This window comes from Symbioplanes lichenis (assembly GCF_030709675.1).
GTDB lineage: Bacteria > Actinomycetota > Actinomycetes > Mycobacteriales > Micromonosporaceae > Actinoplanes > Actinoplanes lichenis.
On record NZ_JAUZQD010000012.1, the window covers coordinates 62,925 to 87,725 of the forward strand.

General features: G+C 71.0%; 23 protein-coding genes and 1 riboswitch. Of the genes, 10 read left to right on the forward strand and 13 right to left on the reverse strand.

Annotated features, from left to right (window positions below):
- Window positions 1–162: 162 nt before the first annotated feature.
- Window positions 163–301, forward strand: a riboswitch (cyclic di-AMP (ydaO/yuaA leader).
- Between the two features lie 6 nt (window positions 302–307).
- Both RAN62_RS27310 and RAN62_RS27315 read left to right on the forward strand, forming a co-directional pair.
- On the forward strand, window positions 308–1,417 hold the full coding sequence (locus RAN62_RS27310; protein ID WP_305787643.1) for a coiled-coil domain-containing protein: 1,110 nt from the start codon (window positions 308–310) through the stop codon (window positions 1,415–1,417).
- 160 nt (window positions 1,418–1,577) lie between these two features.
- Complete coding sequence (locus tag RAN62_RS27315; protein ID WP_305787644.1) at window positions 1,578–2,024, forward strand: hypothetical protein; 447 nt, start codon at window positions 1,578–1,580, stop codon at window positions 2,022–2,024.
- A gap of 60 nt (window positions 2,025–2,084) precedes the next feature.
- Here RAN62_RS27315 and RAN62_RS27320 read toward each other — a convergent pair whose 3' ends face one another.
- From RAN62_RS27320 to RAN62_RS27345, 6 genes are all read right to left on the reverse strand, one after another.
- A complete protein-coding gene (locus tag RAN62_RS27320) occupies window positions 2,085–4,451 on the reverse strand; it encodes a glycoside hydrolase family 65 protein (protein ID WP_305787645.1) in 2,367 nt (788 codons plus the stop codon).
- A gap of 53 nt (window positions 4,452–4,504) precedes the next feature.
- A complete protein-coding gene (locus RAN62_RS27325) occupies window positions 4,505–5,239 on the reverse strand; it encodes an HAD family hydrolase (protein ID WP_305787646.1) in 735 nt (244 codons plus the stop codon).
- A 78-nt stretch (window positions 5,240–5,317) separates the two neighbouring features.
- Window positions 5,318–5,836 carry an ATP-binding protein gene (locus RAN62_RS27330; protein WP_305787647.1) on the reverse strand — a complete coding sequence of 173 codons (519 nt, stop codon included), beginning with the start codon at window positions 5,834–5,836 and terminating at the stop codon, window positions 5,318–5,320.
- Between the two features lie 76 nt (window positions 5,837–5,912).
- A complete protein-coding gene (locus tag RAN62_RS27335) occupies window positions 5,913–7,205 on the reverse strand; it encodes an ABC transporter ATP-binding protein (protein WP_305787648.1) in 1,293 nt (430 codons plus the stop codon).
- 94 nt (window positions 7,206–7,299) lie between these two features.
- Window positions 7,300–9,477, reverse strand: a complete 2,178-nt coding sequence (locus tag RAN62_RS27340) for a bifunctional glycosyltransferase/CDP-glycerol:glycerophosphate glycerophosphotransferase (RefSeq protein WP_305787649.1) — start codon at window positions 9,475–9,477, stop codon at window positions 7,300–7,302.
- Window positions 9,474–11,432, reverse strand: coding sequence for a DUF5941 domain-containing protein (locus tag RAN62_RS27345; protein WP_305787650.1), 1,959 nt, complete (start codon window positions 11,430–11,432; stop codon window positions 9,474–9,476). The genes RAN62_RS27340 and RAN62_RS27345 overlap by 4 nt, the downstream gene beginning before the upstream one ends.
- Window positions 11,433–11,635: 203 nt before the next feature.
- Between RAN62_RS27345 and RAN62_RS27350 the strand changes: the two genes are divergently transcribed.
- From RAN62_RS27350 to RAN62_RS27370, 5 genes are read left to right on the forward strand one after another with little or no spacing between them, the layout of a single operon-like run.
- The gene (locus RAN62_RS27350) at window positions 11,636–11,821 is read left to right on the forward strand and encodes a PspC domain-containing protein (RefSeq protein ID WP_305787651.1); all 186 of its coding nucleotides are present in this window, start codon (window positions 11,636–11,638) and stop codon (window positions 11,819–11,821) included.
- 22 nt (window positions 11,822–11,843) lie between these two features.
- Window positions 11,844–12,845: a sensor histidine kinase gene (locus RAN62_RS27355; RefSeq protein ID WP_305787652.1), complete on the forward strand. Its 1,002-nt coding sequence runs from the start codon at window positions 11,844–11,846 to the stop codon at window positions 12,843–12,845.
- The gene (locus RAN62_RS27360) at window positions 12,842–13,492 is read left to right on the forward strand and encodes a response regulator (RefSeq protein ID WP_305787653.1); all 651 of its coding nucleotides are present in this window, start codon (window positions 12,842–12,844) and stop codon (window positions 13,490–13,492) included. Before RAN62_RS27355 ends, RAN62_RS27360 begins: the two co-directional genes overlap by 4 nt.
- 42 nt (window positions 13,493–13,534) lie before the next feature.
- Entirely contained in the window at window positions 13,535–14,341 is an 807-nt protein-coding gene (locus RAN62_RS27365; protein ID WP_305787654.1) for an ATP-binding cassette domain-containing protein, read from the forward strand.
- A complete protein-coding gene (locus RAN62_RS27370; protein WP_305787655.1) occupies window positions 14,338–14,994 on the forward strand; it encodes a hypothetical protein in 657 nt (218 codons plus the stop codon). The genes RAN62_RS27365 and RAN62_RS27370 overlap by 4 nt, the downstream gene beginning before the upstream one ends.
- A 47-nt stretch (window positions 14,995–15,041) precedes the next feature.
- On the opposite strand, the gene RAN62_RS27375 is transcribed toward RAN62_RS27370, so the two are convergent.
- The 7 genes from RAN62_RS27375 to pdxH all read right to left on the reverse strand — a co-directional run bounded on the left by RAN62_RS27375 (window position 15,042) and on the right by pdxH (window position 20,946).
- Complete coding sequence (locus RAN62_RS27375; protein ID WP_305787656.1) at window positions 15,042–15,806, reverse strand: DUF4230 domain-containing protein; 765 nt, start codon at window positions 15,804–15,806, stop codon at window positions 15,042–15,044.
- A 67-nt stretch (window positions 15,807–15,873) separates the two neighbouring features.
- Window positions 15,874–17,040: an acyl-CoA dehydrogenase family protein gene (locus RAN62_RS27380; protein ID WP_305787657.1), complete on the reverse strand. Its 1,167-nt coding sequence runs from the start codon at window positions 17,038–17,040 to the stop codon at window positions 15,874–15,876.
- A gap of 9 nt (window positions 17,041–17,049) precedes the next feature.
- Window positions 17,050–17,343 carry a type II toxin-antitoxin system VapB family antitoxin gene (locus RAN62_RS27385; protein WP_305787658.1) on the reverse strand — a complete coding sequence of 98 codons (294 nt, stop codon included), beginning with the start codon at window positions 17,341–17,343 and terminating at the stop codon, window positions 17,050–17,052.
- A 97-nt stretch (window positions 17,344–17,440) separates the two neighbouring features.
- Window positions 17,441–18,070, reverse strand: coding sequence for a nitroreductase family protein (locus RAN62_RS27390; protein WP_305787659.1), 630 nt, complete (start codon window positions 18,068–18,070; stop codon window positions 17,441–17,443).
- 3 nt (window positions 18,071–18,073) lie between these two features.
- Window positions 18,074–19,003 (reverse strand): aldose 1-epimerase family protein, encoded by a 930-nt coding sequence (locus RAN62_RS27395; protein ID WP_305787660.1) that lies wholly within the window; start codon window positions 19,001–19,003, stop codon window positions 18,074–18,076.
- A gap of 9 nt (window positions 19,004–19,012) precedes the next feature.
- A complete protein-coding gene (locus RAN62_RS27400; RefSeq protein WP_305787661.1) occupies window positions 19,013–20,326 on the reverse strand; it encodes an MFS transporter in 1,314 nt (437 codons plus the stop codon).
- Window positions 20,323–20,946, reverse strand: a complete 624-nt coding sequence (pdxH, locus tag RAN62_RS27405; protein WP_305787862.1) for a pyridoxamine 5'-phosphate oxidase — start codon at window positions 20,944–20,946, stop codon at window positions 20,323–20,325. Before pdxH ends, RAN62_RS27400 begins: the two co-directional genes overlap by 4 nt.
- A gap of 176 nt (window positions 20,947–21,122) precedes the next feature.
- On the opposite strand from pdxH, the gene RAN62_RS27410 reads away from it, so the two are divergent.
- The 3 genes from RAN62_RS27410 to RAN62_RS27420 all read left to right on the forward strand — a co-directional run bounded on the left by RAN62_RS27410 (window position 21,123) and on the right by RAN62_RS27420 (window position 24,674).
- Window positions 21,123–22,229: a citrate synthase 2 gene (locus tag RAN62_RS27410; protein WP_305787662.1), complete on the forward strand. Its 1,107-nt coding sequence runs from the start codon at window positions 21,123–21,125 to the stop codon at window positions 22,227–22,229.
- Window positions 22,230–22,258: 29 nt separating this feature from the next.
- The gene (gene serC / locus RAN62_RS27415) at window positions 22,259–23,380 is read left to right on the forward strand and encodes a phosphoserine transaminase (protein ID WP_305787663.1); all 1,122 of its coding nucleotides are present in this window, start codon (window positions 22,259–22,261) and stop codon (window positions 23,378–23,380) included.
- A gap of 61 nt (window positions 23,381–23,441) precedes the next feature.
- A complete protein-coding gene (locus RAN62_RS27420) occupies window positions 23,442–24,674 on the forward strand; it encodes a pyridoxal phosphate-dependent aminotransferase (protein WP_305787664.1) in 1,233 nt (410 codons plus the stop codon).
- Window positions 24,675–24,801 lie beyond the last annotated feature (127 nt).

A 24,801-nucleotide genomic window follows, 5' to 3' on the forward strand; every position in this document is an offset into this window, starting at 1 on the left:
TCGTCAAATCAGCTTTATCCGTTACGGGACAACGACTTTGCGTAACTGCTCGATGCGGTGACATGAGTCATAGTTACGAACGGAAAGTGGTTAGTCGACTTCGTACAGTGCGACCTCTGTGAATACGTGACATTGATGGGTAGTCTTCGTCACGGTTCCATCACGGAGCCGCCGCCCAATCGCCGCCAGGCGAGCCGGGGACCCAACGCAACAATGGGGTGAATCCGCAGGTCTCCTGCGGTAGGGATCACTTCCGTCCCGAACCCGTCAGCTAACTCGGTCGGCGGTCTTACGGGAAGGATCGCACGTGAAGCACGACCCCGTTCGACGACGATTGGCGGCCGCGCTGGCCACGCTCGTGGCCGTGACCGGGCTCGCTCTCGCCGCCCCCGGCGGACCGGCCCTGGCCGCCCCCGGCCCCCTGGCCGCGCCCGGCGACTCCGGCGACGACGGCGAGGGCGGCTCGAAGGACCTGGTCGAGGCGCTCAACTCCGCGTCGAAGCGGTTCGTCGAGGCCAAGGACGCGCTGGCCAAGTCCAAGCAACGCCAGCAGGAGCTCACCGCCAAGGTCGCCGATCTCGACAAGGAGCTGGGCCCGCGCCAGTCCGCGCTCGACGACGTGGTCCGCCAGACCTACCAGACCGGCCGCCTGGGCCCGGTCGGCGCGCTGCTCACGGCGTCCGAGAGCAGCAGCCTGCTCGACCGCGTCGACACCCTCGAGAAGGTCGCCGTCAAGCAGGACAAGGCGATCCGCGACCTCAAGAACACCCGCGACGAGCAGGCCAAGGCCAAGGCCGCCATCGACGCCGAGGTGCGCAACCAGCAGCGCCAGGTCAACCTGATGGCCAAGGGCAAGACCCAGGCCGAGAACGCGCTCAAGGCCCACAACGCCGAGGTCGCCGCCGAGTCGTCGTCCAGCGACTCGTCCTCCGCCTCTTCTGACAGCTCGTCGTCCGGCAGCTCGTCCTCCGGCAGCAACAACACCTCACGCGCCGAGCCGGCACCGCGCAACTCCGACGGCTCCCTGCCGAGCGAGTCGTGCAGCCTCAACGACCCCACGACCAGCGGCTGCATCTCGCCCCGCACCCTGCACGCCATGCAGGAGGCCAAGAAGGACGGCTTCACCCGCTTCGTGGCCTGCTTCCGCGAACAGAGCACCGGCGAGCACCCCCTCGGCAAGGCCTGCGACTTCGCCGCCGACAAGTCCGGCTTCGGCGGCGTCGCCACCGGCAGCAGCCGCACCTACGGCAACAACCTGGCCGACTACTTCATCGCCAACGCCGACCGGCTGGGCGTCCTCTACGTGATCTGGTTCAAGCGCATCTGGCTGCCGAGCAGCGGCTGGAAGGCCTACTCACGCGGCAACGGCGACCCGTCCAGCGACCACACCAACCACGTGCACCTGTCGATGCGCTAACGGTTGCTCACTCGTCGATGCCGTCCGGCCCCTGGGTCGGGCGGCATCTTCGTGTGCGCCACGAGCAGCAGCGGCGGGAGTCGCGCACGGCTACCTGCGTGAGTGGTTGCGCCCAAGAACCAAAAAACAAAACCCCGCAGCGCAGTCCTACAGTGGCAACATGTCCGACGGCGACGGCGACGGCGACGAGGCTTTGAGCGGCGGGCGGATGACGGCCGGCGTCGTGCGGATCGGGGCGACCGTGCGGCAGCCGCGCTCGGCGGCGTCCGAGTTCACGGCCGTGCTGCTCGCCGAGTTCGCCGCGGCGGGATTCGACGGCGCGCCCCGGCGTCTGGGATGGGACGAGGCCGGCCGGGACTTCTTGTCGTTCCTGCCCGGTGAGGTGCCCGCCAAGTGGCGCGCCTGGACCGACGACCAGGTCGCGGCGGCCGGGGTGTTGCTGCGGCGCATGCATGACGCGACCCGGGATCTCGCCCGGCGCCTCGCGCGCAACGAGGACTTCTGGAGTGGCGCGAAGGGGCCGGCGCCGGCCGAGATGGTGGCGTGGACCCGGCGGGAGCGGGCCTGGGTGACCCGCTCCCGAGAGGTGTTCGAGGACGCTCTCTAGAGCGACCGCGATGGGCCCGGGGCCAGCCCTTGAGCGACCGCGATGGGCCCGAGGCCGGCCCTAGAGCGACACCGCCCGGCGCACCGGGGCGCGGCCCGCGGGCTGCACCGGCGCGGGACCCGTCGGCGGGGCCGGCGGGATCGGGACGACGACCGGCTTCACCTGGGTGACGGTGATTTCCTTGCCGTGGTGGGTGAGGTCGAGGGTGGCCGAGCCTCCCCCGTTGCGCAGCGAGTAGGTCACCTCGTCCGCCGAGACCTCGACGCGCAGGCGCTTGCCCTTCCACAGCAGGGAGAACTCGAGGGCGTTGATGCGGCTGGGCAGGCGCGGGGCGAAGGAGAGCTGGCCGCCGAAGTCGCGCATGCCGCCGAGCCCCGCCACCAGGGAGATCCAGGTGCCGGCGAGGGAGGCCACGTGGACGCCGTCGCGGGCGTTCTGGTGGAGGTCGTGCAGGTCCATCAGGGCGGCCTCGCCCAGGTAGTCGTGCGCGAGCTCGAGGTGGCCGGTCTCGGCCGCGAGGACGGCCTGGATGCAGGCGGACAGCGACGAGTCGCGGACCGTACGGGCGTCGTAGTAGGCGAAGTTGCGGGCCTTCTCCTCCGGGGTGAAGGAGTCGCCGCGGATGTACATCGCCATGACCAGGTCGGCCTGCTTGACGACCTGCTTGCGGTAGAGGTCGAAGTACGGGTAGTTGAGCAGCAGCGGGTACGCCTCGGCGGGCGTGTTCTCGAAGTCCCACTCCTGGAGCCGGGTGAAGCCCTCGCACTGCTGGTGGACGCCGAGTTCCCGGTCGTACGGGATGTGCACGGCGGCCGCCGCGTCGCGCCAGGAGGCGGACTCCTCGTCGTCGACGCCGAACTTGCGGGCGAGGTCGGGGTGGCGCTTGCACGCGTCCGCCGCCGCGTAGAAGTTCTGCTGGGCCATCAGGTTGGTGTAGATGTTGTCGTTGACCACGGCCGTGTATTCGTCCGGGCCGGTGACGCCGTCGATGTGGAAGCGGCCGTGCCGGTCGTGGTGGCCGAGCGAGCGCCACAGCCGGGCGGTCTCGACGAGCAGCTCCAGGCCGACCTCGCGCTCGAAGTCGGTGTCGCCGGTGGCCGAGACGTAGCGGCGGACCGCGTCGGCGATGTCGGCGCCGATGTGGAAGCCCGCGGTGCCGGCCGGCCAGTAACCGGAGCACTCCTGGCCGCGGATGGTGCGCCACGGGAAGGCCGCGCCCTGCAGGCCGAGCGTCTGCGCGCGCTCCTTGGCCAGGTCGAGCGTCGAGTGCCGCCAGCGCAGCACGTCGGCGGCCGCGGAGGGCTGGGTGTAGGTGAGGGCGGGCAGCACGAACGTCTCGGAGTCCCAGAACGTGTGACCGTCGTAGCCCGGGCCGCTGAGGCCCTTGGAGCCGATCGGGCGCTGCTCGGCACGGGCACCGGCCTGCAGCGTGTGGAACAGCCCGAAGCGGACCGCCTGCTGGACCTCGGGGTCACCCTCGACCTTGACGTCGGAGTGATCCCAGAACTCGTCGAGGTATTCGCGCTGGGCCTCGAGCAGACCCTCCCAGCCGTCGAGGCGGGCGCTGGCGAGGGCCGCGCCGACCTGGTCGCGCACGGCGGGCAGAGAGCGGTTGCTCGACCAGCCGTAAGCGGCCAGCTTGACGACGCGCAGCTTCTGGCCGGGCTCGAGCTTGCAGGCCACGGTGGTGCGCAGCCAGTCCGGGTGGCCCTCGGTGGTGACCGCGTGCTTGCCGGGCGCCTCGACCAGGTGCTCCATGGCGGCGGCCATGCGCAGCTCGCTGGCCTTGGTGCGGTGCACGAGGATGCCGCCGGTGCGCTGCTCCAGCATCTCCTCGGCCTGCAGCGGGTGGTCGAGCACGGCGGCGACGCGCGGGTCCTTGCTCGACATCGGCAGCTGCTCGTTGGCGACCAGCTCCGACTGGAGGATCACGCGGGCGGTGTCGTTGAGCGGCTCGACCTCGTAGAGGAACGCGACCACGGCGCGCTGGGTGAACGACACCAGGCGGGTGGTGCGGACGCGGATGCCCTGGCCGGACGGCGAGACCCACTCGACGACCCGCTCGAGCGTGCCCGCGCGCAGGTCCAGCGTGCGCTCGTGGGAGCGCAGCTCGCCGTAGCGGACGTCGAACGGCTCGTCGTCGACGAGCAGCCGCATCAGCTTGGCGTTGGTCACGTTGACCATGGTCTGGCCGGACTCGGGGAAGCCGTAGCCGGCCTCCGCGTGCGGCAGCGGGCGCAGCTCGTAGAACGAGTTGAGATAGGTGCCCGGCAGGCCGTGCGGCTCGCCCTCGTCCAGGTTCCCCCGGATGCCGATGTGGCCGTTGGACAGGGCGAAGACCGACTCTGACTGGGCCAGCAGGTCAAGGTCCAGCCGGGTCTCCCGGATGTGCCAGGGGTCGACGGGGTAGGCCCGTTCACGGATCACGGTGGTGCCTCTCAGCGGTGAGAAGAGAAGATAAGACTTTGGGGGGTGGGGTCTTACAGGAGCTCGGCGAGGTCCTGCACGACGATGTCGGCGCCGTGCTCGCGCAGCGCGTCGGCCTGACCGGCCCGGTCCACGCCGATCACATAGCCGAACCCGCCGGCCCTGCCCGCCTCGACCCCCGCCAGGGCGTCCTCGAAGACGGCACAGTTCTCCGGCGGAACGCCGAGCAGCTTCGCACCATAGAGGAACGTGTCGGGCGCCGGTTTGCCGGGCAGGCCCTCCGCCCGGGCGACGACGCCGTCGACGCGCACCTCCAGGAGGTCGGCGATGCCGGCCGCCTCGAGCACGTCCTTGCAGTTGGCACTGGCGGACACGACCGCCCGGTGCAGGCCGGCCGCGGTCACGGCCCGCAGATAGTCGACAGATCCGGGGTAAACCTGCACGGCCCCCTCCTGGATCTTCTGCAGAACCAGGATGTTCTTACGGTTGCCGACCCCGTTGACGGTCTCCGCGTCGGGCGCGTCGTCGGGGGTGCCTTCGGGCAGGGTGATGCCCCGGGAGGCGAGGAAGGTGCGGACCCCGTCGGCACGCTGCCGGCCGTCGACGAACTTGTGGTAGTCGGCGCCGGAGTCGAAGGGCACGAACGGCTGGGCATGTTCTGCCGACCACTGCCGCAGGAAGACGTCGAAGGTCTGCTTCCAGGCCGCGTTGTGGACCAGGGCGGTCTGGGTGAGCACGCCGTCGAGATCGAAAAGACAGGTGGTCACGTGAGGAGGTAGTCCGAACACTGGACCAATGTAGTCGCCCGCCGCGCGTGACACCCTGGAAAGCCCGGCACGAGGTTTCCACGGCGTTTCCCGCGTGGGTCAGGCCGTCGCGGACGGCCCGTTTACCAGGTCAGACGCGGTATGGGAGGTCATTAAACCGATTTTCAGTCCGATAGTTGTCCCGATCGGCCCGGTCGCCATCGTGACCTCGTCGCACAGCTGGTACGCCAGCCAGATGCCCCGCCCGCCGACGTCGAACGCCTCCGGCACCTCGGGCGGCCGCTGGAACTCCTCCGGAATGCCCGGCCCCGAGTCGGTGATCGTGCACCAGAGATCCCCGGCCGTGAGGGCCAGCACGAGCCGTCCGCCGCCCCCGCCGTGCAGGACGACGTTGGTGATCACCTCGTTGACGGCGAGGACGAACCCGTCCCGGCGGTCCCCGAGGGCGAGCCGGCCGAGCCGGTCGAGGACCTCGTGCCGGAGCACCGTGATGTCGTCCTGGCCGAAGACCCGGTCGAGCAGCGGCCCGTCACCGGTCTGCCGCCACGACGCATCGACGTCCGGCGACTCCCTGCCCGGAGCCGGACGCAGCACATTCTGTCCGACGCTGTCCTCCACCGCCGTGCAGCCTACGCTCTGTGCCACCGTCGTGGCAGCCCTCCGAGCCCTCTTTCCGCGACAAACCAGACAACGATCAGCGTCGGCCGACGTCGATCCGGTCGCCGCGGCCGTCGAAGAAGTGCAACGAGTCCAGCCGGACGTGCACGGCCAGCGGGTGCCCCGGCGCCACGGCCGGATAGGGCGCCAGCCGCACGGCCAGTTCCGCCGTACGCCGGGAATGCCGCCCCTCGTCGCTGAGCACCGACGCCTCCTCCACCGGCGAAGGCGAGACCTGACCGGTCCGCCGCTTGAGCCGCTGCACGACGTCTCCGAGCCGCCGCATCGCACCCCCGGACGGCGGCTGCTCGGCGGCCCCGGCTCCCAGCTGGTCCACGACGACCGCGGTCGCCCCGATGTCCACGTACGCGAGGGATTCGTGCCCGTGATGCTCGAGGTAGCGGATCCGGCCGTGCAGCACATCACCCGGGCTGTCCGGGGTCACCGGCGTCAGCGCCTCCGCGCGCACCCCGAGCACGATCCGCTCGCCGTGGTAGTGCGAGATCGCCCGGGCGCGCAGGTCGTGCCACGGCAGGTAGAGCGCCTGGGTGCCGAGGTGCAGGGCGATGTAACGGTCGAGGTGGACGTGCACCGTCGCCTCGAGCAGGTTCATCCGGGGCGAGCCGAGGAAGGCCGCGACGTAGAGGGTGGCCGGGCGCCCGTACACCTCGGTGGGCGTACCCACGTCCTGCAGGACCCCCCGCCGCAGGATCGCCACGCGGTCGGCCATGGTCAGCGCCTCGGCCTGGTCGTGCGTCACGTACATCGTGGTGACGCCGAGCTCGCGGGTCAGCCCGCTGATCTCGTTGCGCAGCTCGGCCCGCAGGCCGCTGTCCAGATTGGAGAGCGGCTCGTCCATGAGGAAGAGCCCGGGCCGGCGGACTATCGCCCGGCCCATCGCCACCCGCTGCCGCTGGCCGCCGGAGAGCTGGGCGGGCTTGCGGCCGAGCAGGTCGGAGATGCCCAGGGCGCCCGCGATGTCCCGGATCCGCTCGTCGCGCGGGCCGGACTCCACACCGGACAGTTTGAGCGGGAAGCCGATGTTCCCGCCGACCGTCATGTGCGGATAGAGCGCGAAGTCCTGGAAGACCATGGCGATCTGCCGGTCCCGGGGCGCGACGTCGTGCACGGGGGCGCCGTTGAGCAGGATGTCGCCGGCCGTCGGGTCCTCGAGACCGGCGATCATGCGCAGGACGGTGGACTTCCCGCAGCCCGAGGGGCCGAGGAGCACCATGAACTCGCCGTCGTGCACGTCGAGGCCGACCCGGTCGACAGCGACCGTGCCGTCGGGCCAGACCTTCGTGACGTCCTTGAGCGCAACGGTTGCCACCGCCGACCTCCGAGGGTGAGGTGCGAGATGGCCTAGCGTGACCATCCACGTCGGCGAATGCCATCGGATGAACGGCCAGTGTCAATATTTGCTGTCAGGCAGCTTTCTCCCCCAGCAGGACCCGGCGGACGACCCGCTCGGCGGCCTTGCCGTCGTCGAGGTAGCAGAACTTCGCCCGGAAGCGGGCCCGCTGCGCCGCGGCGGCCGGCCCGGCATACTCCCCCGTCAGGAAGACGTCGGCCAGCTGGTCGAAGGAGGTGGCCACCGTGCCGGGCGGCAGCTCCATGAGGTCGAAGTACACCCCGCGCAGCTCCTGGTAGACCTGCCAGTCCGGCGCGAAGACGACCAGCGGCCGGTCGAGCACCGCATAGTCGAACATCGCCGACGAGTAGTCGGTCATCATCACGTCCGCGGCGAGATAGAGATCTTCGACGATCGGGTACGCCGACACGTCCACGATCCGCCCGCGCGACTGCTGCGCCTGGTGGTCCGCCGCCACGTAGAAGTAGTGCGACCGGACCAGCAGGACGGTGTCGGGGCCCAGCCGGTCGGCGAGCGCCTCGACGTCGAGCACCTGGCGGCCCGCCGGCAGCCACTCGCGGTGCGTCGGGGCGTACAGGATCGCGCGCTCGTGCGGCCGGATGCCCAGCTTGGCCCGCAGCGCGGCGACCTCTTCCTCCGACGCCGTGACCAGCCGGTCGTTGCGGGGATAGCCGACCTCGAGCGTCTCGTGCCGGCACGGGTAGGCCCGCTCCCACGCGATCGTGGTGTGCGCGTTGGCGGTGACGCTGAAGTCCCAGCGGTCCGCCCGGCGCATCTGCGCCTCGAAGTTCTGGTCCTTGGCCGCCGCCGGGTGGTCGGCTTGATCCATGCCCATCATCTTGAGCGGCGTGCCGTGGTGGGTCATCACGTGCGTGGTGCCCTCGCGCTTGACCACCCAGTTGGGCCAGTTGACGTTGTTGACCAGATAGCGCGCCCGGGCCAGCGCCCGGTAGTACTCCGGGCTGCCGGCGACCACATAGTCGACGCCCGGCGGCACGTTCTTCGCGCGGCCCTTGCCGACCACCCACACGTTGCGGATGCCGGGCGCGATCTCCGCGGCCTTCCGGGCGATCGCGGCGGGATTGCAGGTCACCCCGCGATACCAGTACGCGGCGTAGAGCGCGAGGTTCTGGTCGATCGGCTGCCGCAGCTGGAGCTTGTAGTACGCGCGGAGCAGCGAGTCGCGCCCCTTCTTGGCGACCCGCTTGGCCCGGGTCAGCGGCGCGTTCCTCGCCTTCCGGGTCAGCCGGACGACGCGCTGGGTGCGCATGACGTTCCGGTAGCCCTTGAACGACCCCTGCGCGATGGCCCGGTGCCTCAGCGTGTTGGCTCGGCCCGTCACGGCGTACCCGGAAGCGGGCTTGTAGCGCTTGTAGTCCTCGGCCATGCGGGCGAAGAAGCGCTCACGGGACGCCTTCTTGACCCGCTGGTTGTTCTTGAGCACGACGAGGTAGTGCCACATCATGCGCTGGAACATGAGTGGGCGCAGCGCCTCGGCCCGTTCCCCGGCGAACTTGTCGACCAGGGCCATCGCGTGGCCCCAGTGGTCGAAGATCTCGAAGTGCCGGTCGTCCAGGGTGCGTGTGATCGCCCCCGTGCGCCGCTGCCGGTAGTGCACGCAGATCCGGCCCAGGGCACTGATCCGCTCGGCCGCGGCCATCAGCGGGAACGTGTAGGAGACGTCCTCGTACCAGCCGGTCTCGAACCGCAGGCCGAGCCGGAGCAGCAGGTCGCGGCGGACGACCTTGTTCCACGCGACGTGCAGCACCTCGAGGATCGGCGGGTACTCCAGGGCCGAGAAGGTCGCGGGAGCATCGGTCAGGATCCGGGCCGCGGCGGGCACGGTGACCCGCCCGTCCCAGTTCACCCGGTCGTAGCCGAGGACCAGCACGTCGGGCCGCGTGGCCGCGAGCTTGTCCGACACCGCGGTGAGCGTGCCCTGGGCCAGCCAGTCGTCGCTGTCGACGAACCACACGTACTCGCCGATCGCGTGGTCGAGGCCGGCGTTGCGCGCGTGGCCCAGGCCGGCGTTCTCGGCCAGCGTGACGACGCGGACGCGGGGGTCGCGGGCCGCGTACTCGGCGAGGATCATGCCGCTGTTGTCGGGCGAGCAGTCGTCCACGGCGACGATCTCGAAGTCGGTGAAGTGCTGCTCGAGCAGCGAGTCCAGGCACTGGCGCAGGTATCCCTGCACCTTGTAGACGGGCAGGACCACACTGAGCAGGGTCATCGGCTTCCTCCGGAGCGCCAGTCGATTACGGCCCCCGTGAGGAACTGCACGCCGACGACCACGGCGAGCAGCAGCTCCCCGGGGGCGGCGACGCCTGCCAGTGCGAAGAACACCAGCAGGACGACCCGGCCGTCCCACCCGAGCAGCGCGCGCTTGGCGTGCGGGTCGGGGGCGCCCTTCTCCATCCGGGCGGTCAGGTCGTAGTGGTGCAGCGCCAGCACGAGGAGCAGCGCGAACACCACGGGCGGCGGCACGTCGCAGATCATGCCGACGGCCACCACGAAGAGATATTCCAGGGCCCGCAGCGCCGCGGGCACGAGCCAGTCGAGCGGGCCGTTGTGCGCGGCCCGGGCCGTCCCGCCGGCGGCGACCAAGGCCACCACGAGCGCGGGCAGGAGCCAGAGCGCGGCCCCGCCGGCCCGGACGAGGTCGAAGCCGCCCACCTCGAAGCCGGTGCCCTCGGGCCGCAGCGCCACCACGGCCAGCGCCGCGAGCGCCGCCACGGTCGCGCCCAGCAGCGGGCCCGGGAGGTTGGCGGCGCTCAGCGTGCCGCGGACCAGCCGGCCGTCGTCGCGGTGGCGCGAGGTGTCGACCGTGCTGAGCACGCCGACGCGCATCGAGACCGAGCGCAGAGACCGCAGACCCAGGGTGTACGCGAAAGCGAGCGCCCCCCAGACGAGCAGGGCGGCCAGGGCGATTCGGCCGTCGAAGACCGCCGCCGCGACCCCGAGCAGCGCCCAGCGCTCGCCGATCGGGAGCACCACGATCCGCTTGAGCCAGTACGCGATCGAGCCGGTGTCCGCCTGCACCTTGTTCGACGCGCGGCTGAGCCGGGCGCCCATGCCGCCACCGGCGTCGGCGTTGCCGGCCGTCCCGACCACCTGCCGCGCGGCTGCCTCGTCGTGCAGCGCGCCGTACCAGGTGTCGGTCATGTGCCGGACGGTCTGGAGCAGAATCGCGGCGATCGCCATCGGCCACGCGAAGTCGAGGCCCATCCGGTCGGCGCCCGCGGCGAGACCGGCATAGACGATGTACTCCTTGAAGCGGTCGGCCATGGTGTCGAGCCACCCGCCGAACGCCCCGAAGTTGCGGGTGTAACGGGCCAGCTGGCCGTCGACGCAGTCGAGCACGAAGCCGAGATAGAGCAGGACGGCGCCGGCCACGAGGGCGGAGCGGGACGCCTGCCAGAAGAGCAGCGCCGCGACCACGGTGAAGAGCACGGACACCGCGGTGACACCACTTGGCGTCAGGCGCAGGCGGGCGCACAGCTTCGTGACGAGCGGTGACCAGCTGCTGACCGCGTACGTGGTGAAGAAGTCGTCCTTCTCCTTCACCGCGAGGCGCAGCAGGGCCTTGTCCTCGTCCACCTCGGCGACGGAGGCGAGCGCCGCGGCCAGGCCGGCGTCGGTGTGCACGCGCTCGGCCCGCAGCAGGCGCACCCGGGTCGCCAGCGGCACCAGCCCGGCGTCGAGCAGCGCGGGCAGCAGGGCGTCGACCGCGCTGGGCGCCCGGGTCAGCAGATCGGTGCTCCCGGCACTCCGGGCGGCCTCGGTGGCCCGGATCACCAGAGGGAGGTCGGCCGCCGAGACGTAGAGCGCGCCGAGGAAGCGGGTGGGTCCGTCGGTCGCCGGCACCAGGCGCCCGCGCTCCTCACGAAGATCACCGCCGTCGCCACTCTCCGTGGCGGCGACCAGAGCCGTGCTGCGACCGGCGGGCTCGGTGGCCAAGGTCCACAGGAGACTGGGGTGAGCGACCAGGTCGTCGGCGCAGAGGAGCAGCGGCTCGGACGACCGCGCCAGCTCGCCGATCTGCCCGATCATGTCGGAATTGCCGAGACGGATCACCCGCGAGGCCCCCGCTGACACCAACGCGGCCTCGAGCCCGTCGGCCAGCGACCGAGCGGCCTCCGGACTGAGATCGTTGCCGGCGCTCCCGCACAACACGGCGAGCGTCACCGAGGCACCCCTCCCACGTTATAGACCGCCCGAAGTGGCAGAGAGTAGGGGGCGGAATTTGCCCCGATGTTAACAGTGCCTTCCGCTCGGGTACGGGGAGCCCTTACGGGAACGTGAGCCGTCTTCTCCCCCTCGCGACTGATCCAGGGGTGGAAACGGGTGCATACCGTGGAAAGCAGCCCAGCTGAAGGAGTGAGCTACAGATGACCGCCCGCCGACTGGCCCGGCCCCGTGACGACCGATGGATCGCGGGAGTGTGCTCCGGACTGGCCCGCCGCTTCGGCATGTCGTCCGGGGTGATGCGGCTGATCTTCGTCCTGTCGATCCTGCTTCCCGGCCCGCAGTTCCTCATCTACCTCGCGCTCTGGATCGTCCTGCCCAACGAGTGACCGCTGCGTTACCGTTTCTGCCGTGCTTCGGCGAACCCTGCTCGACACGGCTGTAGCGGTCTTCGTCACAGCGATCTTCTGGCTGCCCGCGGCTCATGCCGCGGGCAGTCCCCTTTCCGGCGTGATCCTGGCCGTCGCCACCGGCGCGGCCGTGGTGCTGCACCGCCGCCGCCCCGGCCTGGCCACCCTGGTCGCCGCGGCGGCGACCGGGCTCGGCGCCGTGCTCGGCCTGTGCCGCGACCCGATGCTGGCCACCGCCTGGTGTCTCTTCACCCTGGCCCTGGCCCGGCCGGTCCGGCACCCGCTCCCCCTGCTCGTGGTGCTCGCCACCGGCCTCGGGGTCGTGGCCGCGGTCCCCACCGGCGATCCGGACGGGCTCGGCCGCCAGGCCCTGCTGTCCGTCGTCGCCCTGACCGTCGCGTGGCTCCTCGGGACCGCGATCGGACGGCAGGTCGCCGCGGCCCGCGAGGCCGAGCGCGCGCAGGTGCACCTGGCCCTGGCGCGCGAGGTCCACGACGTCGTCGGGCACGCCCTCGGGGTCATCGGCGCCGAGGCGGGCGTCACCCGGGCGTTGCCGGACGCCGGCCGCGACGAGATGCGCGACACCCTGGCGGAGATCGAGAGCCACGCCCGCGCCGCGCTGACCGAGGTGCAGACGCTGGTCCGGGGCCTGCGCGCGCCGGCTCGGCTCGACGATCTGCTGTCCACCGCCCGCAGCGCCGGGCTGGTGCTCGACGCGCGCGTTCGCCTGTCCCAGCCGCTCGGCCCGGCCGCCTGTCGCATCGTGCAGGAGTCGTTGAGCAATGTCGTCCGGCACGCTCCGGGCGCCGCGTGCCGGGTCGACGTCCGGGACAAATCGGGCTGGGTGGAGATCGCGGTCCGGGACGACGGGCCGGGCTTCGCCGGAGAGGCCGGCTTCGGCCTGCTCGGCATGCGCGAGCGGGCGGCGCTGGCGGGCGGCACGGTGACGTGGCGCAACCATCCGCGCGGCGGCTTCGAGGTCCGGGCGCGGCTGCCGCGATGATCAGCGTCTTCCTCGCCGACGACGACCCCGGCTTCCGGGCGGCCTATCGCAAGCTCTTCTCCCGTACGGACGGCTTCCGCCTGCTCGGGGAGGCCGCCGACGGGCACGAGGCGGCCCGGCTGGTCGCTGCGCTCCGGCCCGCGGTGGCCCTGCTCGACGTCCAGATGCCCGGGGCGGACGGGCTCACGGCGGCCCGCGAGATCCTGGCCGGGACGGCGACGCGGGTCATCATGCTCACCACGTTCGACCTCGACGAGTACGTGCACCAGGCGCTCGCCCTGGGTGCCGCCGGCTTCCTCCTGAAGAACGCGGCGCCGGCCGAGGTGCTGCACGCCGTGCGTACGGTCCACGTCGGTCACGCCACGCTCGCCCCGGAGGTCACGACCCGGCTCGTCGGGCAGTTCGCCCCGCGCCCGCGCGCCCGCCGGCACGAGTTCGCCCGCGTCGTGCTGTCGGGGCGCGAGCTGGAGGTCGCCCGGCTCGTCGCCCGCGGCCACTCGAACCAGGAGATCGCCGCCGCGTTGTTTCTCAGCCCCGAGACCGTACGGACGTATCTGAGCAGGATGTTCGCAAAGCTGGACGTGCGGGACCGTACGCAGCTGGCCGTCCTCGCCACGGAGGCCGGCCTGCTCTACGAATCCCGCTGAATGTCGCGTTCCGGGGGACACGCCCCGGGGCACCGACGTCGCATGCTGGCCCCTGTGACGGTGCGGCTGCGACAGGTCAGCAAGCGATACGGCCGGGGCCGCTGGATCCTCTCCGGCGTCGACCTGACCCTGCCCGCCGCCGAGATCGTTCACGTCGCCGGTGGCAACGGCGCCGGGAAGTCCACGCTGCTGCGCGTGGCCGCCGGGGCCTCGCGCCCGACCCGGGGCACGGTGAGCGGCATCCCGCCCGTCACCGGCTATGTCCCCGACCGCTTCACCAGCACGGACGCCATGTCGTCGGCGGCCTACCTCACCCACGTCGGCCGGATCCGCGGGCTCGGCGGCCGGGCGTCGACGCGGCGCGCGCACGAGCTGCTCGACCGTCTGGCGCTGGCCGGTGGCCCGCACACGCCGATACGCGCCTTGTCGAAGGGCAACGCGCAGAAGGTGGCTCTCGCCCAGGCGCTCATGGCCCCGCCGGCGCTGCTGGTGCTCGACGAGCCGTGGTCCGGCCTCGACACCGCGGCCCACGCCGAGCTGGCTGCGATCTTGCGCGAGGTCCGCGACACCGGCGCCGCGGTGCTGCTCACCGACCACCGATCGGGTACGCACGGCCTGGCCACGATCTCGTACGCCCTGGTGGACGGCGCCCTTCACCGGCGCGCGGCCGTGTCGTCGCCGGCCCGGATCCGGTTGACCGGTCGCGGCCCCACGGACTGGCCCGGGGTTCGCGCTGTCGCCCCGACGGCCCAGGGAGCCGACCTCGACGTGGAGGACGCCCACGTCGACGCGGTGCTGGCCGCCGCCCTGGCCGCGGGCTGGTCCGTGACGTCGGTGGCCCGCCCATGATCGCGCTGGTCCGCTTCCAGCTGGCGGCCATGCTCCACGGCCAGCGCTATCTGGCGCCGGTGCTGCTGCACCTGAGCGTCCTGTCGATCTTCACCGTCAACGACATCGGCCCGCTGACCGGCAGCTATGTCGTGGTCGCGGGCAGCCTTCTGGTGGCCGCCTGCTGGCTCACGATCACCGTCCTCAACCAGGAGGACCCCACTCGCCGGGCCGTCAGCATCGTCACGGCGGGCGGCCCGGGTCGCTTGCTCACTGCGGAGACGACTCTCGCCCTCCTGGCCGGCTTCGCCCTCCTGCTCGTGGGCACCGTCTTCCCGATCGTCGCCGGCGACCACCTCGTCACGCCGGCCGCCGTGTTCGCGGGCGTCCTGGCCCAGGCGACCTCGCTCTGCACCGGCGTAGCGGTCGGCCTGCTCTGCTCCCGCCTGCTCGTGCCCCGGCCCGGCTGGTCGCTTCTGCTGGCCCTGCTGGTGATCGGCGCGATCCCGCTGACGCCCGGGCTGTCGCCGATCAACCCGATGCTCAAACTGCTGAGCACCGCCCGCCCGCCGGCCGCCCTGCTGCCCGCCCTCGTCACCCACCTGGCCGTCGCCGCCGCCCTCCTGGCCGCGGCCACCCTGACCACCGACCGCCTGTCCCGCCGCCGCTCCTGACCGAATCACGCCCCGCGGCCCCGATCCGGCCGCGGGGCGTTCGCGGGTCACGGGTTGGCGAACTCGACCGTCACCGTCGTGTAGCCCAGCCGCCCGAACAAGCTCTGCAGCATCTTCTCGGTGTTCTCCCGGGCGCGCTGGTCGAGGCCGCTGGCCCGGGCCGCCTCGGTGATCCGCTGCTGCGCCATCTGGTAGACCCGCTGCTGCTGCCCCGGGTCGCTCTTGAAGGCGTCGCCGATCCGGTTGAGCAGCCCGCGCTCCTCGGCCACCACATAGCTGCGCTGCATGTCGAGGGCCGCCTCGCCCTGGGCCGGCGGCGGCAGCTTGATCGTGACCTTCTTGTTCGCCTCGTCGACCGTGAGCGCGTCGGTCGCGAGATTGCTGAAGTCGACGTAGGACTCGACCGTGCCCGCCCCGACGAAGAGCGTGCGCTGGTTGACCAGGAAGTCGGGAATGTTCTCCTTGTTCTCCTGGAGATCGACGATGACCTGGAAGGAGCCGTCGGCGGCGACATAGCGGCTCAGGTCGCGCATCGACTGGAGCAGCACGGGCTGGCTGCGGTCGGTGGTCTTGTCGGAGAACGGGTTGTCGAAGCTGGGCAGCACATTGACCGCGCGCAGGCCGAGGCAGGCCGCCACCATCAGCGCGAACACCACGAGCGTGAAGATCAGCAGGCGCGCGAAGCCACTCATGCCCCGCGCGGCCGGCGGGGCCGGCTCGGCGGCGGGCGGCGCCGGGTCAGCGGGCGGAGCCGGCTCCACGGCGGCCGGCCACTCCTTGGTCGGCTCGTCGATCTGAGGCTTGTCGGCCATCAGGAACGCCCCCTCCACGCGGTAGGTCCCCTTCTGGTACCCAAGGTAGAGGTCCCGTACGACATTTTCAGGACGTGAACGCGTTCAGCCCGGTCAGCCGCTGCCCGATCACCAACTGGTGCACTTCGGACGTCCCCTCGTACGTCAGGACGCTCTCCAGATTGTTCGCGTGCCGCAGCACCGGATACTCCCCGCTGATGCCGTTCGCGCCCAGGATCGTGCGGCATTCGCGGGCGATCGCGAGCGCCTCGCGCACGTTGTTCAGCTTGCCCACGCTGACCTGCTCGGGCCGCAGTCCCCCGGCGTCGGCGCGCCGGCCGAGGTGCAGCGCCAGCAGGTAGCCCTTCTGCAGCTCGACGGTCATGTCGGCCAGCTTCGCCTGGGTCAGCTGGAAGCCCGCGATCGGCCGCCCGAACTGCTCGCGGCTGAGTGAATAGGACAGCGCCGTCTCCAGACAGTCGCGCGCGGCGCCCAGAGCCCCCCAGATGATGCCGAATCGGGCTTCCGTGAGGCAGGACAGCGGCGCCTTCAAGCCGGCGGCCAGCGGGAGCTGCGCTTCCGCGGGGACCCGCACCTCGTCGAGCGTGATCTCCCCGGTGGCGGAGGCGCGCAGCGACAGTTTCCGCTCAACCGAACGAACCGAGAATCCGGGTGTCGAGGTCGGCACCGTGAAGCCGAGCACGCCGTCGTCGGAGGAACGCGCCCAGATCACGGCCACGTCGGCCATCGGCGCATTGGTGATCCACATCTTGCCGCCGGACAACACCCAGTCAGAGCCGTCGCGCCGCGCCCGGGTGGCCATGTTCCCGGGGTCGGAGCCGTGATCCGGTTCGGTCAGCCCGAAGCAACCGATCAGCTCGCCGGCCGCCATGCCCGGGAGCCAGCGCTGCTTCTGCTCCTCGCTGCCGTACTTCCAGATCGCGTACATGGCCAGCGACCCCTGCACGGACACCAGCGAGCGCACGCCCGAGTCGGCCGCCTCGAGCTCCAGGCACGCCAGGCCGTACTGCACGGCGGTCGCGCCGGCGCACCCGTACCCGGTCAGATGCATGCCGAGCAGGCCGAGCTTGCCGAACTCGAGGGCGAGCTCGCGGACGGGCACCGTCCCGCGCTCGAACCAGTCGGCCACGCGGGGTCGCACCAGGTCGTCGACGACACGCCGGGTCACCGCCCGGATGTCGCGTTCCTCATCGGTGAGCAGATCGTCGAGATCGAGCAGGTCGAGGGAGGACATGCCCCCAAATTAATCGATGACCAGCACTCGCGCGTGGATCTGGTTGCGCTGCTGCAGCGCGGCCCGCAGCGCCCGGTGCAGCCCGTCCTCGAGATAGAGCGCGCCGTTCCACTCCACCACGTGCGGGAACAGGTCGCCGTAGAAGGTCGAGTCCTCGGCGAGCAGCTTGTCGAGGGCCAGCTCGCGTTTGGTGGTGATCAGATCGGCCAGCCGGATCGGCCGCGGCGGGATCTCCGCCCAGGCCTTCAGCGTCGTGTGATGCTCGGGGTACGGCGCTCCGTCCCGTACCGCTCTGAAGATCACGACGGCACGCTCCCCTCCGGTCTCGCGTCACGGCCACGTACCCGGCGGACAGCGGATACGCATGTCAGCCTAGCGAGCCGCCGCCGTATCGACGACGTCAGACAGCATCCCCGGGGGACACCGGGCGCCCGGCCCACCGGCCATGATGCACCACTTCGTCCACCGGGCGGTGCCCGCGGCGCAGTGACGGTGACCTCTTGTCGGGAGCCGGATAGCCGACCGCCACGGTGCCCACCGGCGCGAATTCGTCCGGAACGCCAAAAGCCTCCCGGAATGCCCCCACCTTGTCGGCCGGCACGCCGAAGAAGAGCGAACCCAGCCCCTCGTTCACGGCCGTCAGGTGGATCAGCAGCGCCGCCATGCCGGTGTCGACGTCCCAGTAGGGCACCGGCCAGCGGTTCTCGTCGCGGTCGGTCCAGCCCTTGTCCGATTCGGCATATCGGTCGAGATAGACCGACTTGTTGGAAAAAGCCACGATGAGCAGCGGCGCCTGACGCATCCGCCGCATCCACGAATCCAGCGAAGGGCCGAACGACGTGACTGACCAATAAAGGTCACGGTCGGCCGGCGCCGAGAGGACCAGGAAGCCCCAGCCCTGGGAGAAACCGGCCGACGGCGCGCGCAGGGCGTGCCGGACGAGCTTGTCGACGAGCTCCGGCGGCACCGGGCGGTCCGGGTCATAGCTGCGGACCATCCGGCGCTTGCGGAGGACCTCGTCGAACTCCACGGGCTAGTTCCCGGCCGGCCGGACGCCCCAGGAGGCGCGCCAGGTCTGGCCCGGCTCCAGCACGATCAGGTCCCGGCCCGACCGGTACGCGTCCGGCGGGCACGTCATCGGCTCGATCGCCACGGACCGGCGGAACCGCTCGCCGTGCAGCGTGTCCCCGGTGAAGACCTGCCACCACTTGAAGTTCTCGTCGCCCCACACGGTGACGGACCGGCTGCCGTCGGGCGCCGCGATCGTCACCGAGGAATTGCCGTCCTCGTCGGGGATCAGGTCACCCCACGTGGTGTCGAGGACCGCGTCGCCGATCTTGCGCGGCTCGGTGTAGTCGAACTCCGTGCCGGCCACCTTGACCGCGCCGATCGGCAGCAGCCGGGTGTCAGCCAGGATCTTGCTGCGCCCGGGCACCCGGAGCAGCGTCTCGTCGACCGCCACGCCCGGCAGCTGCAGGTAGGGGTGCACCGAGAAGCCCCACGGCGCCTTGCTGCCGCTCGTGTTGACGACCTCCTGGTCGGAGCGCAGGCCGTCGGCGGAGACGCTCCACCGGGTGCGCAGCGTCAGCGACCACGGGTAGCCGGTCTGGGCGGGCAGGTCGTATTCCAGCGTGACGCTGTCGGCGGTCTGCTCGGCGAGGTGCCAGCGCGACCAGTTGACCAGGCCGTGGATGGCGTTGTGCCGGGCGGGCTCGGTCAGCGGCAGCTGGTAGGTCGTTCCCTCGAAGGTGTAGTGCCCGTCGCGGATGCGGTTGGGCCACGGGGCGAGGATCGTGCCGGCCGAGGCGGGCGTCATCTCGTCGGGCGAGAAGCCGTCGAGGACCTCCCTGTCCCCGGCCGAATAGCCGCGGAGCACGCCGCCGACCTCCACGACGGTGGCCTTGTGGCCCTCCGCCTCGATGGTCCACTGGGTTCCCGACTTGGCGGCGACGACGTTGGTCATGGGCAGAGATTAGCCCTTCTCTTCTTCGCCGGACGGCGGACGGTATCGAAGGAGGGCCGGGAAGGCCGCGGCCAGCACGACCGCCAGCCCCGCGGCCACGAAACCACCGCCGGCCCAGGACGCGGCGGGGCCCGTGATGTCGGCCGTCGCGCCGGCCCGCAGATCGCCGAGCCGGGGGCCGCCGGCGACCACGACCGTGAAGACGCCCTGCAGCCGTCCGCGCAGCCTGTCCGGGGCGTACACCTGCAGGATCGACTGCCGGTAGACCGCGCTGACCAGGTCGGCCGCGCCGCCGACGGCGAGCAGCAGCACCATGAGCCACAGTGAGTGGGCCAGCCCGGCGAAGCCGATGGCGACGCCCCAGCCGACCACCGCGATGACGAGCGCCACACCTTGCCGCTTCACCCGGCCGATCCACCCGGAGGTGAGCCCGCCGACCACCGAGCCCAGCGCGATCGCGGCGAACAGCCAGCCGACCGCCGAGCCGCCGCCGAAGCGCTCCGCGGCGATCTCCGGGAAGAGCGCCCGCGGCATCGCGAAGACCATGGCGATGATGTCGACCGCGAAGGAGAGCAGCAGCACCGGCTGGGTCACCAGGAAGCGCAGGCCCACGAGCACGCCGCGGAGCCCGGCGTTGGGCTTCTCCGCCGACTCGTCGTGCTCGATCGGCGGGATCGACGGCAGCTTCCAGGTGGCCCAGAAGGAGATCGTGAAGAGCAGGGCATCGACCGCGTACGCCACCGTGACGCCCGCATCGGTCGACCACGCCCCGAGGATGAGCCCGGCGGCCAGCGGCCCGAGCACGCCACCGGCCGTGGTGGCCGTGTAGTTCAGCGTGTTGGCCGACGGCACGAGCTCCTTGGGCACGATCCGCGGGATGATCGCCTGCCGCGTCGGCGAGCTGACCGCGAAGCCGGCCGACTGGATCGCGGTCAGCACCAGCAGCAGCACCGCGCTGTGCACCTGGAGCAGGGCCTGCGCGAGCAGCCCGACGGTGGAGAGCCAGGCGAGCGTCGAGCTGGCCAGCAGCAGCTTGCGCCGGTCGACCACGTCGGCGGCGGCGCCGCCCCACAACCCGAAGATCAGCAGGGGTACGAGACCAGCGATGCCGAGCAGCCCGACCCACGCCGACGAGTTCGTGATCGCGAACATCTCGACCGGCACGGCGACCGAGGTGAACTGGAACCCGAAGAACGAGATCGAGTTCCCGACCCACATCCGCCTGTACGCGACCCCGCGCAACGGCCGCGTGTCGATGACCCAGCTGCGTTTCTGCTTCTCCGCCGTCACCTGCGCGGCGGCCTCCACGGGCTCCTGGGTCACGGGTTGAGCCTCTCGACGACCCAGCGCGGCCCGTCGAGCCGGAAGCGGAGCCGATCGTGCAGGCGGCTCGTGCGCCCCTGCCAGAACTCGACCGTCGCGGGCACCACGCGCAGGCCACCCCAGTGCGGCGGCGCCGGGATCTCACCCTCGCCGAAACGGGCGGCGGCTTCGGCGTACGCGTCATCGATGGTCCTGCGGTCCGGAACGACCCGGCTCTGCGCGCTGGCCCACGCCCCGAGCTGCGACCCGCGCGGCCGGGAGGCGAAATAGGCCTCGGTCTCGGCCCGGCCGACCCGCTCGACGGCCCCGCTCACCAGCACCTGGCGCTGCATCGGGTGCCAGGGGAAGACCAGGCTCGCGAACGGGTTGGCGGCGGCCTCGGCGCCCTTGCGCGACTCGTAGTTGGTGAAGAACACGAAGCCGCGCTCGTCGTAGCCCTTGAGCAGCACCGTCCGGGAGCTGGGGCGCCCGGCGGCGTCCGCGGTCGACACGATCATGGCGTTGGGCTCGGGCAGCCCGGCGCCGAGCGCGTCGGCGAACCAGCGCTCGAACTGCTCCGGCCAGGTCGCGGCGAGATCGGCCTCGAGCAGCGGGCCGTGCTCGGTGTAGTCACGCCGCATCCGATCGGGTGACGGTGGGTGGGAAGTCACGAAGGTTCCTTTTCCTGCGGGTCGCCCTACGAACCTAGATCGCCTCCACGCGGGCGGCTCCTCCGCGAGGATAGGTGTCGCGGAGAGCACATTTCCGCGAGTCGTATCTCAGGCAAGATGAACCCACCGAGGCGCAGGGAGGCATCGTGTCTGATTTCAAGCCCGGGCTGGAGGGCGTGATCGCCTTCGAGACCGAGATCGCCGAGCCGGACAAGGCCGGGGGCGCCCTGCGCTATCGCGGCGTCGACATCGAGGACCTGATCGGTCAGGTGTCCTTCGGCAGTGTCTGGGCGCTGCTGGTGGACGGCCGGTTCGGTCCCGGCCTGCCGCCCGCCGAGCCCTTCCCGGTGCCGGTGCACTCGGGCGACATCCGCGTCGACGTGCAGTCGGCGGTCGCGATGCTGGCGCCCTACTGGGGGCTGTCCCAGCTCCTCGACATCGACGCGGAGCAGACCCGCAGCGATCTGGCCCGGGTGTCGGTGACCGCGCTGTCCTTCATCGCGCAGGCCGCGCGGGGGCTCGGGCTGCCCGCGGTGCCGCAGAAGGACATCGACAAGGCGCAGACGATCGTCGAGCGGTTCATGCGGCGCTGGCGTGGCGAACCCGACCCGCGGCACGTCAAGGCGGTCGACGCCTATTTCATCTCGGCCGCCGAGCACGGGCTCAACGCCTCCACCTTCACCACCCGCATCGTCGCCTCCACCGGCGCCGATGCCGCGGCCTGCATCTCCTCCGGCATCGGCGCGCTCTCCGGCCCGCTGCACGGCGGTGCCCCCTCCCGCGTGCTGCACATGATCGAGGCCGTCGAGCGCAGCGGCGACGCCGACGGGTACGTGAAGGGTGTCCTCGATCGCGGCGAGCGGCTGATGGGTTTCGGCCACCGCGTCTACCGGGCCGAGGATCCCCGCGCGCGCGTGCTCCGGCGTACGGCCAAGGAGCTGGGCGCTCCGCGCTTCGAGGTGGCCGAGGCCCTGGAGCGGGCTGCCCTGGCCGAGCTGCAGGCGCGCAAGCCCGACCGCGTCCTCGCCACCAACGTCGAGTTCTGGTCGGCCGTGGTGCTCGACTTCGCCGAGGTGCCGGCGCACATGTTCACCTCGATGTTCACGTGCGCGCGGGTCGCCGGCTGGAGCGCTCACATCCTGGAACAGAAGAAACTCGGTCGCATCGTCCGCCCCAGCGCGCGTTATGTAGGACCGAGCCCCCGCAAGCCGCAGGACGTCGAGGGCTGGGACACCGTCCCGCATAACCTGTAGCTGCCCAGTCACCTTCGGAAGGACCCCCCGTGACCGATCCGATCCGCATCCCCGACGACCTCAAGCCAGTCGACGGACGGTTCGGCTCCGGCCCGAGCAAGGTCCGGCCCGAAGGGGTCGAGGCGCTGGCCCGGGTGGCGACGACCTATCTGGGCACCTCGCACCGGCAGCGGACGGTCAAGGACCAGGTCGCCCGGCTGCGCGCCGGCATCGCCGAGTTCTTCGCCGCTCCGGACGGCTACGAGGTGATCGTCAGCAACGGCGGGACCAGCGCGTTCTGGGAGACGGCGACCTTCGGGCTCGTCCGGGAGAAGGCGCAGTTCGCCGAGTTCGGCGAGTTCGGGGCCAAGTTCGTCAAGGCGGTGTCCGACGCCCCCTTCCTCGCCGACCCGACCGTGCACCGGGCGCCCGGTGGCAGCGCCGCGTTCCTGACCGCCGAGGCGGGCGTCGACACGTACGCGAGCGTGCACAACGAGACGTCCACCGGCGTCGCCGTGCCGGTGCAGCGCGTCGCCGGGGCCGATGCCGGGGCGCTGCTCCTCACCGACGCGACCTCGGGCGGCGGCAGCCTCGCCGTCGACCTGACCCAGACCGACGTCTACTACCTGGCGCCGCAGAAGGCGTTCGGCTCCGACGGCGGGCTGTGGATCGCGCTGATGTCGCCGGCGGCCATCGAGCGGGCGCACGAGATCAAGGCCTCGGGCCGTTACATCCCGCAGTTCCTCGACCTGGTCACGGCGATCGAGCAGTCCCGGCTCGAGCAGACGTACAACACTCCCGCGCTGGCCACGGTCTTCCTCGCGGCCGAGCAGGTCGACTGGATGAACGCGCAGGGCGGCCTCGCGTGGGCGGCCAAACGCAGCGCGGAAAGTGCCACGGCCGTCTACGGCTGGGCCGACCGCTCCTCGTACGCGACCCCGTTCGTCACCGATCCGGCGCTGCGCTCGAACGCGGTCGCCACGATCGACTTCGCCGAGGGCGTCGACGCCGCCGTGATCGCGAAGGTGCTCCGGGCGAACGGGATCGTGGACACCGAGCCGTACCGGAAGCTGGGCCGCAACCAGCTGCGCGTGGCGCTCTACCCGACGGTCGACCCGGCCGACGTCGAGGCGCTCACGCGATGCATCGATTTCGTCGCTGATCGACTCTGAACTTCCCGGCGGTGCCGCTCGTACTGACGGGCGGCACTGTCGCCGGAGAAACGGAGTCGCCATGGCACGGACGGGAATCGACACCTCCATCCTGCACAAGGGCGCCCACAGCGCGTCCTACTTCGACCTGGCCCGCAGCGCCGGGGAGGGCGTGGAGATCGTCGACTTCTGCATTCCGTGCAACCCGTACTTCCCGACGCCCGAGATGTTCGACGAGCTGTCCCGGGACCTCCGCACCATCCTGAAGTACTACCCGAGCGACTCCGGCAGCATCACGAACAAGCTGGCCAGCGTGCTCGGCCTGCACCCGCAGACGGTCGCGATGGCCAACGGCTCGACCGAGCTGATCACGTGGATCGACCACCTGCTGATCAAGGAGAGCATCGCGATCCCGATCCCCACCTTCGGCCGCTGGACCGACCAGCCGCTGGAGACGGGGAAGCGGGTCGACATGTTCCCGCTGCAGGAGCGGGACGGCTTCCGGCTCAACCTGGACGACTACGTCGGCTTCATCCGCGACCGCGGCTCGCGCGTGGCCGTGGTCTGCAACGTCAACAATCCCGACGGCTGCTACCTGCCGCGCCGCGACGTGGTGCGCTTCATGGACCAGCTCTCCGACCTCGACCTGGTCGTCATCGACGAGTCGTTCATCGACTTCTCCGACGCCGAGCAGTACCCGTCGGTCGGCCCCGACGCGGTGATCCGGCCCAACGTGGTCGTGCTCAAGAGCCTGGGCAAGAACTTCGGCCTGCACGGGATCCGCTTCGGCTACCTCATGGCCAACCCGGCCATCGCCGGCAAGATCGGCAAGGCGCTGCCGAAGTGGAACCTCAACTCGCTCGCCGAGAAGGTGGTCTACATGATCAAAGACCACGAGGCCGAGTACGAGGACAGCCTGCGCCTGCTCAGCCGGGACCGCCGGGACATGGGGGCCGAGCTGGAGCGCGTGCCGGGACTGACGGTCTTCCCGTCGCAGGGCAACTTCATCCTGGTCAAGCTGCCGACGGAGTGGTCCGGGACCGGGCTGCGCGACTATCTCGTGGCCAACCACGGCGTCTACACCCGGGAGTGCGGCAACAAGCTCGGCATGACCAGCCAGTTCATGCGGCTCGTGGTGCGACCGGCGCGGGACGTCGACCGGCTGATCGACGGGATGATGGATTACGGGCGGCAGTTCCGGGTGCGCCCCGCCTACGAGCCGGCCTCGAGCTGGGAGGACGTCCCGGACAACCTGGTCCAATATCCGTCGCACCGGGCCGGCGAATATCAGAGCCGGCGGGTGGTGAACGGCTGATGGCCTGGTGGCCTGCTCGATCCGCCTGTATAGATGGGGAGAGGTTCCCGGGAATTCGTAAGATCATCTCTGCAGGTCAATGAACACGACGGCGTGGCTTACCACCATAGGGTGACCAAGGCGCGTA

Coding starts and splice junctions, on each gene's coding strand:
- RAN62_RS27315 (WP_305787644.1), top strand. CDS start 1,578: ATGTCCGACGGCGACGGCGACGGCGACGAGGCTTTGAGCGGCGGGCGG.
- RAN62_RS27340 (WP_305787649.1), bottom strand. CDS start 9,477: ATGACCCTGCTCAGTGTGGTCCTGCCCGTCTACAAGGTGCAGGGATAC.
- RAN62_RS27350 (WP_305787651.1), top strand. CDS start 11,636: ATGACCGCCCGCCGACTGGCCCGGCCCCGTGACGACCGATGGATCGCG.
- RAN62_RS27360 (WP_305787653.1), top strand. CDS start 12,842: ATGATCAGCGTCTTCCTCGCCGACGACGACCCCGGCTTCCGGGCGGCC.
- RAN62_RS27365 (WP_305787654.1), top strand. CDS start 13,535: ATGCTGGCCCCTGTGACGGTGCGGCTGCGACAGGTCAGCAAGCGATAC.
- RAN62_RS27370 (WP_305787655.1), top strand. CDS start 14,338: ATGATCGCGCTGGTCCGCTTCCAGCTGGCGGCCATGCTCCACGGCCAG.
- RAN62_RS27375 (WP_305787656.1), bottom strand. CDS start 15,806: ATGGCCGACAAGCCTCAGATCGACGAGCCGACCAAGGAGTGGCCGGCC.
- RAN62_RS27380 (WP_305787657.1), bottom strand. CDS start 17,040: ATGTCCTCCCTCGACCTGCTCGATCTCGACGATCTGCTCACCGATGAG.
- RAN62_RS27395 (WP_305787660.1), bottom strand. CDS start 19,003: ATGACCAACGTCGTCGCCGCCAAGTCGGGAACCCAGTGGACCATCGAG.
- pdxH (WP_305787862.1), bottom strand. CDS start 20,946: ATGCGGCGTGACTACACCGAGCACGGCCCGCTGCTCGAGGCCGATCTC.
- RAN62_RS27420 (WP_305787664.1), top strand. CDS start 23,442: ATGGCACGGACGGGAATCGACACCTCCATCCTGCACAAGGGCGCCCAC.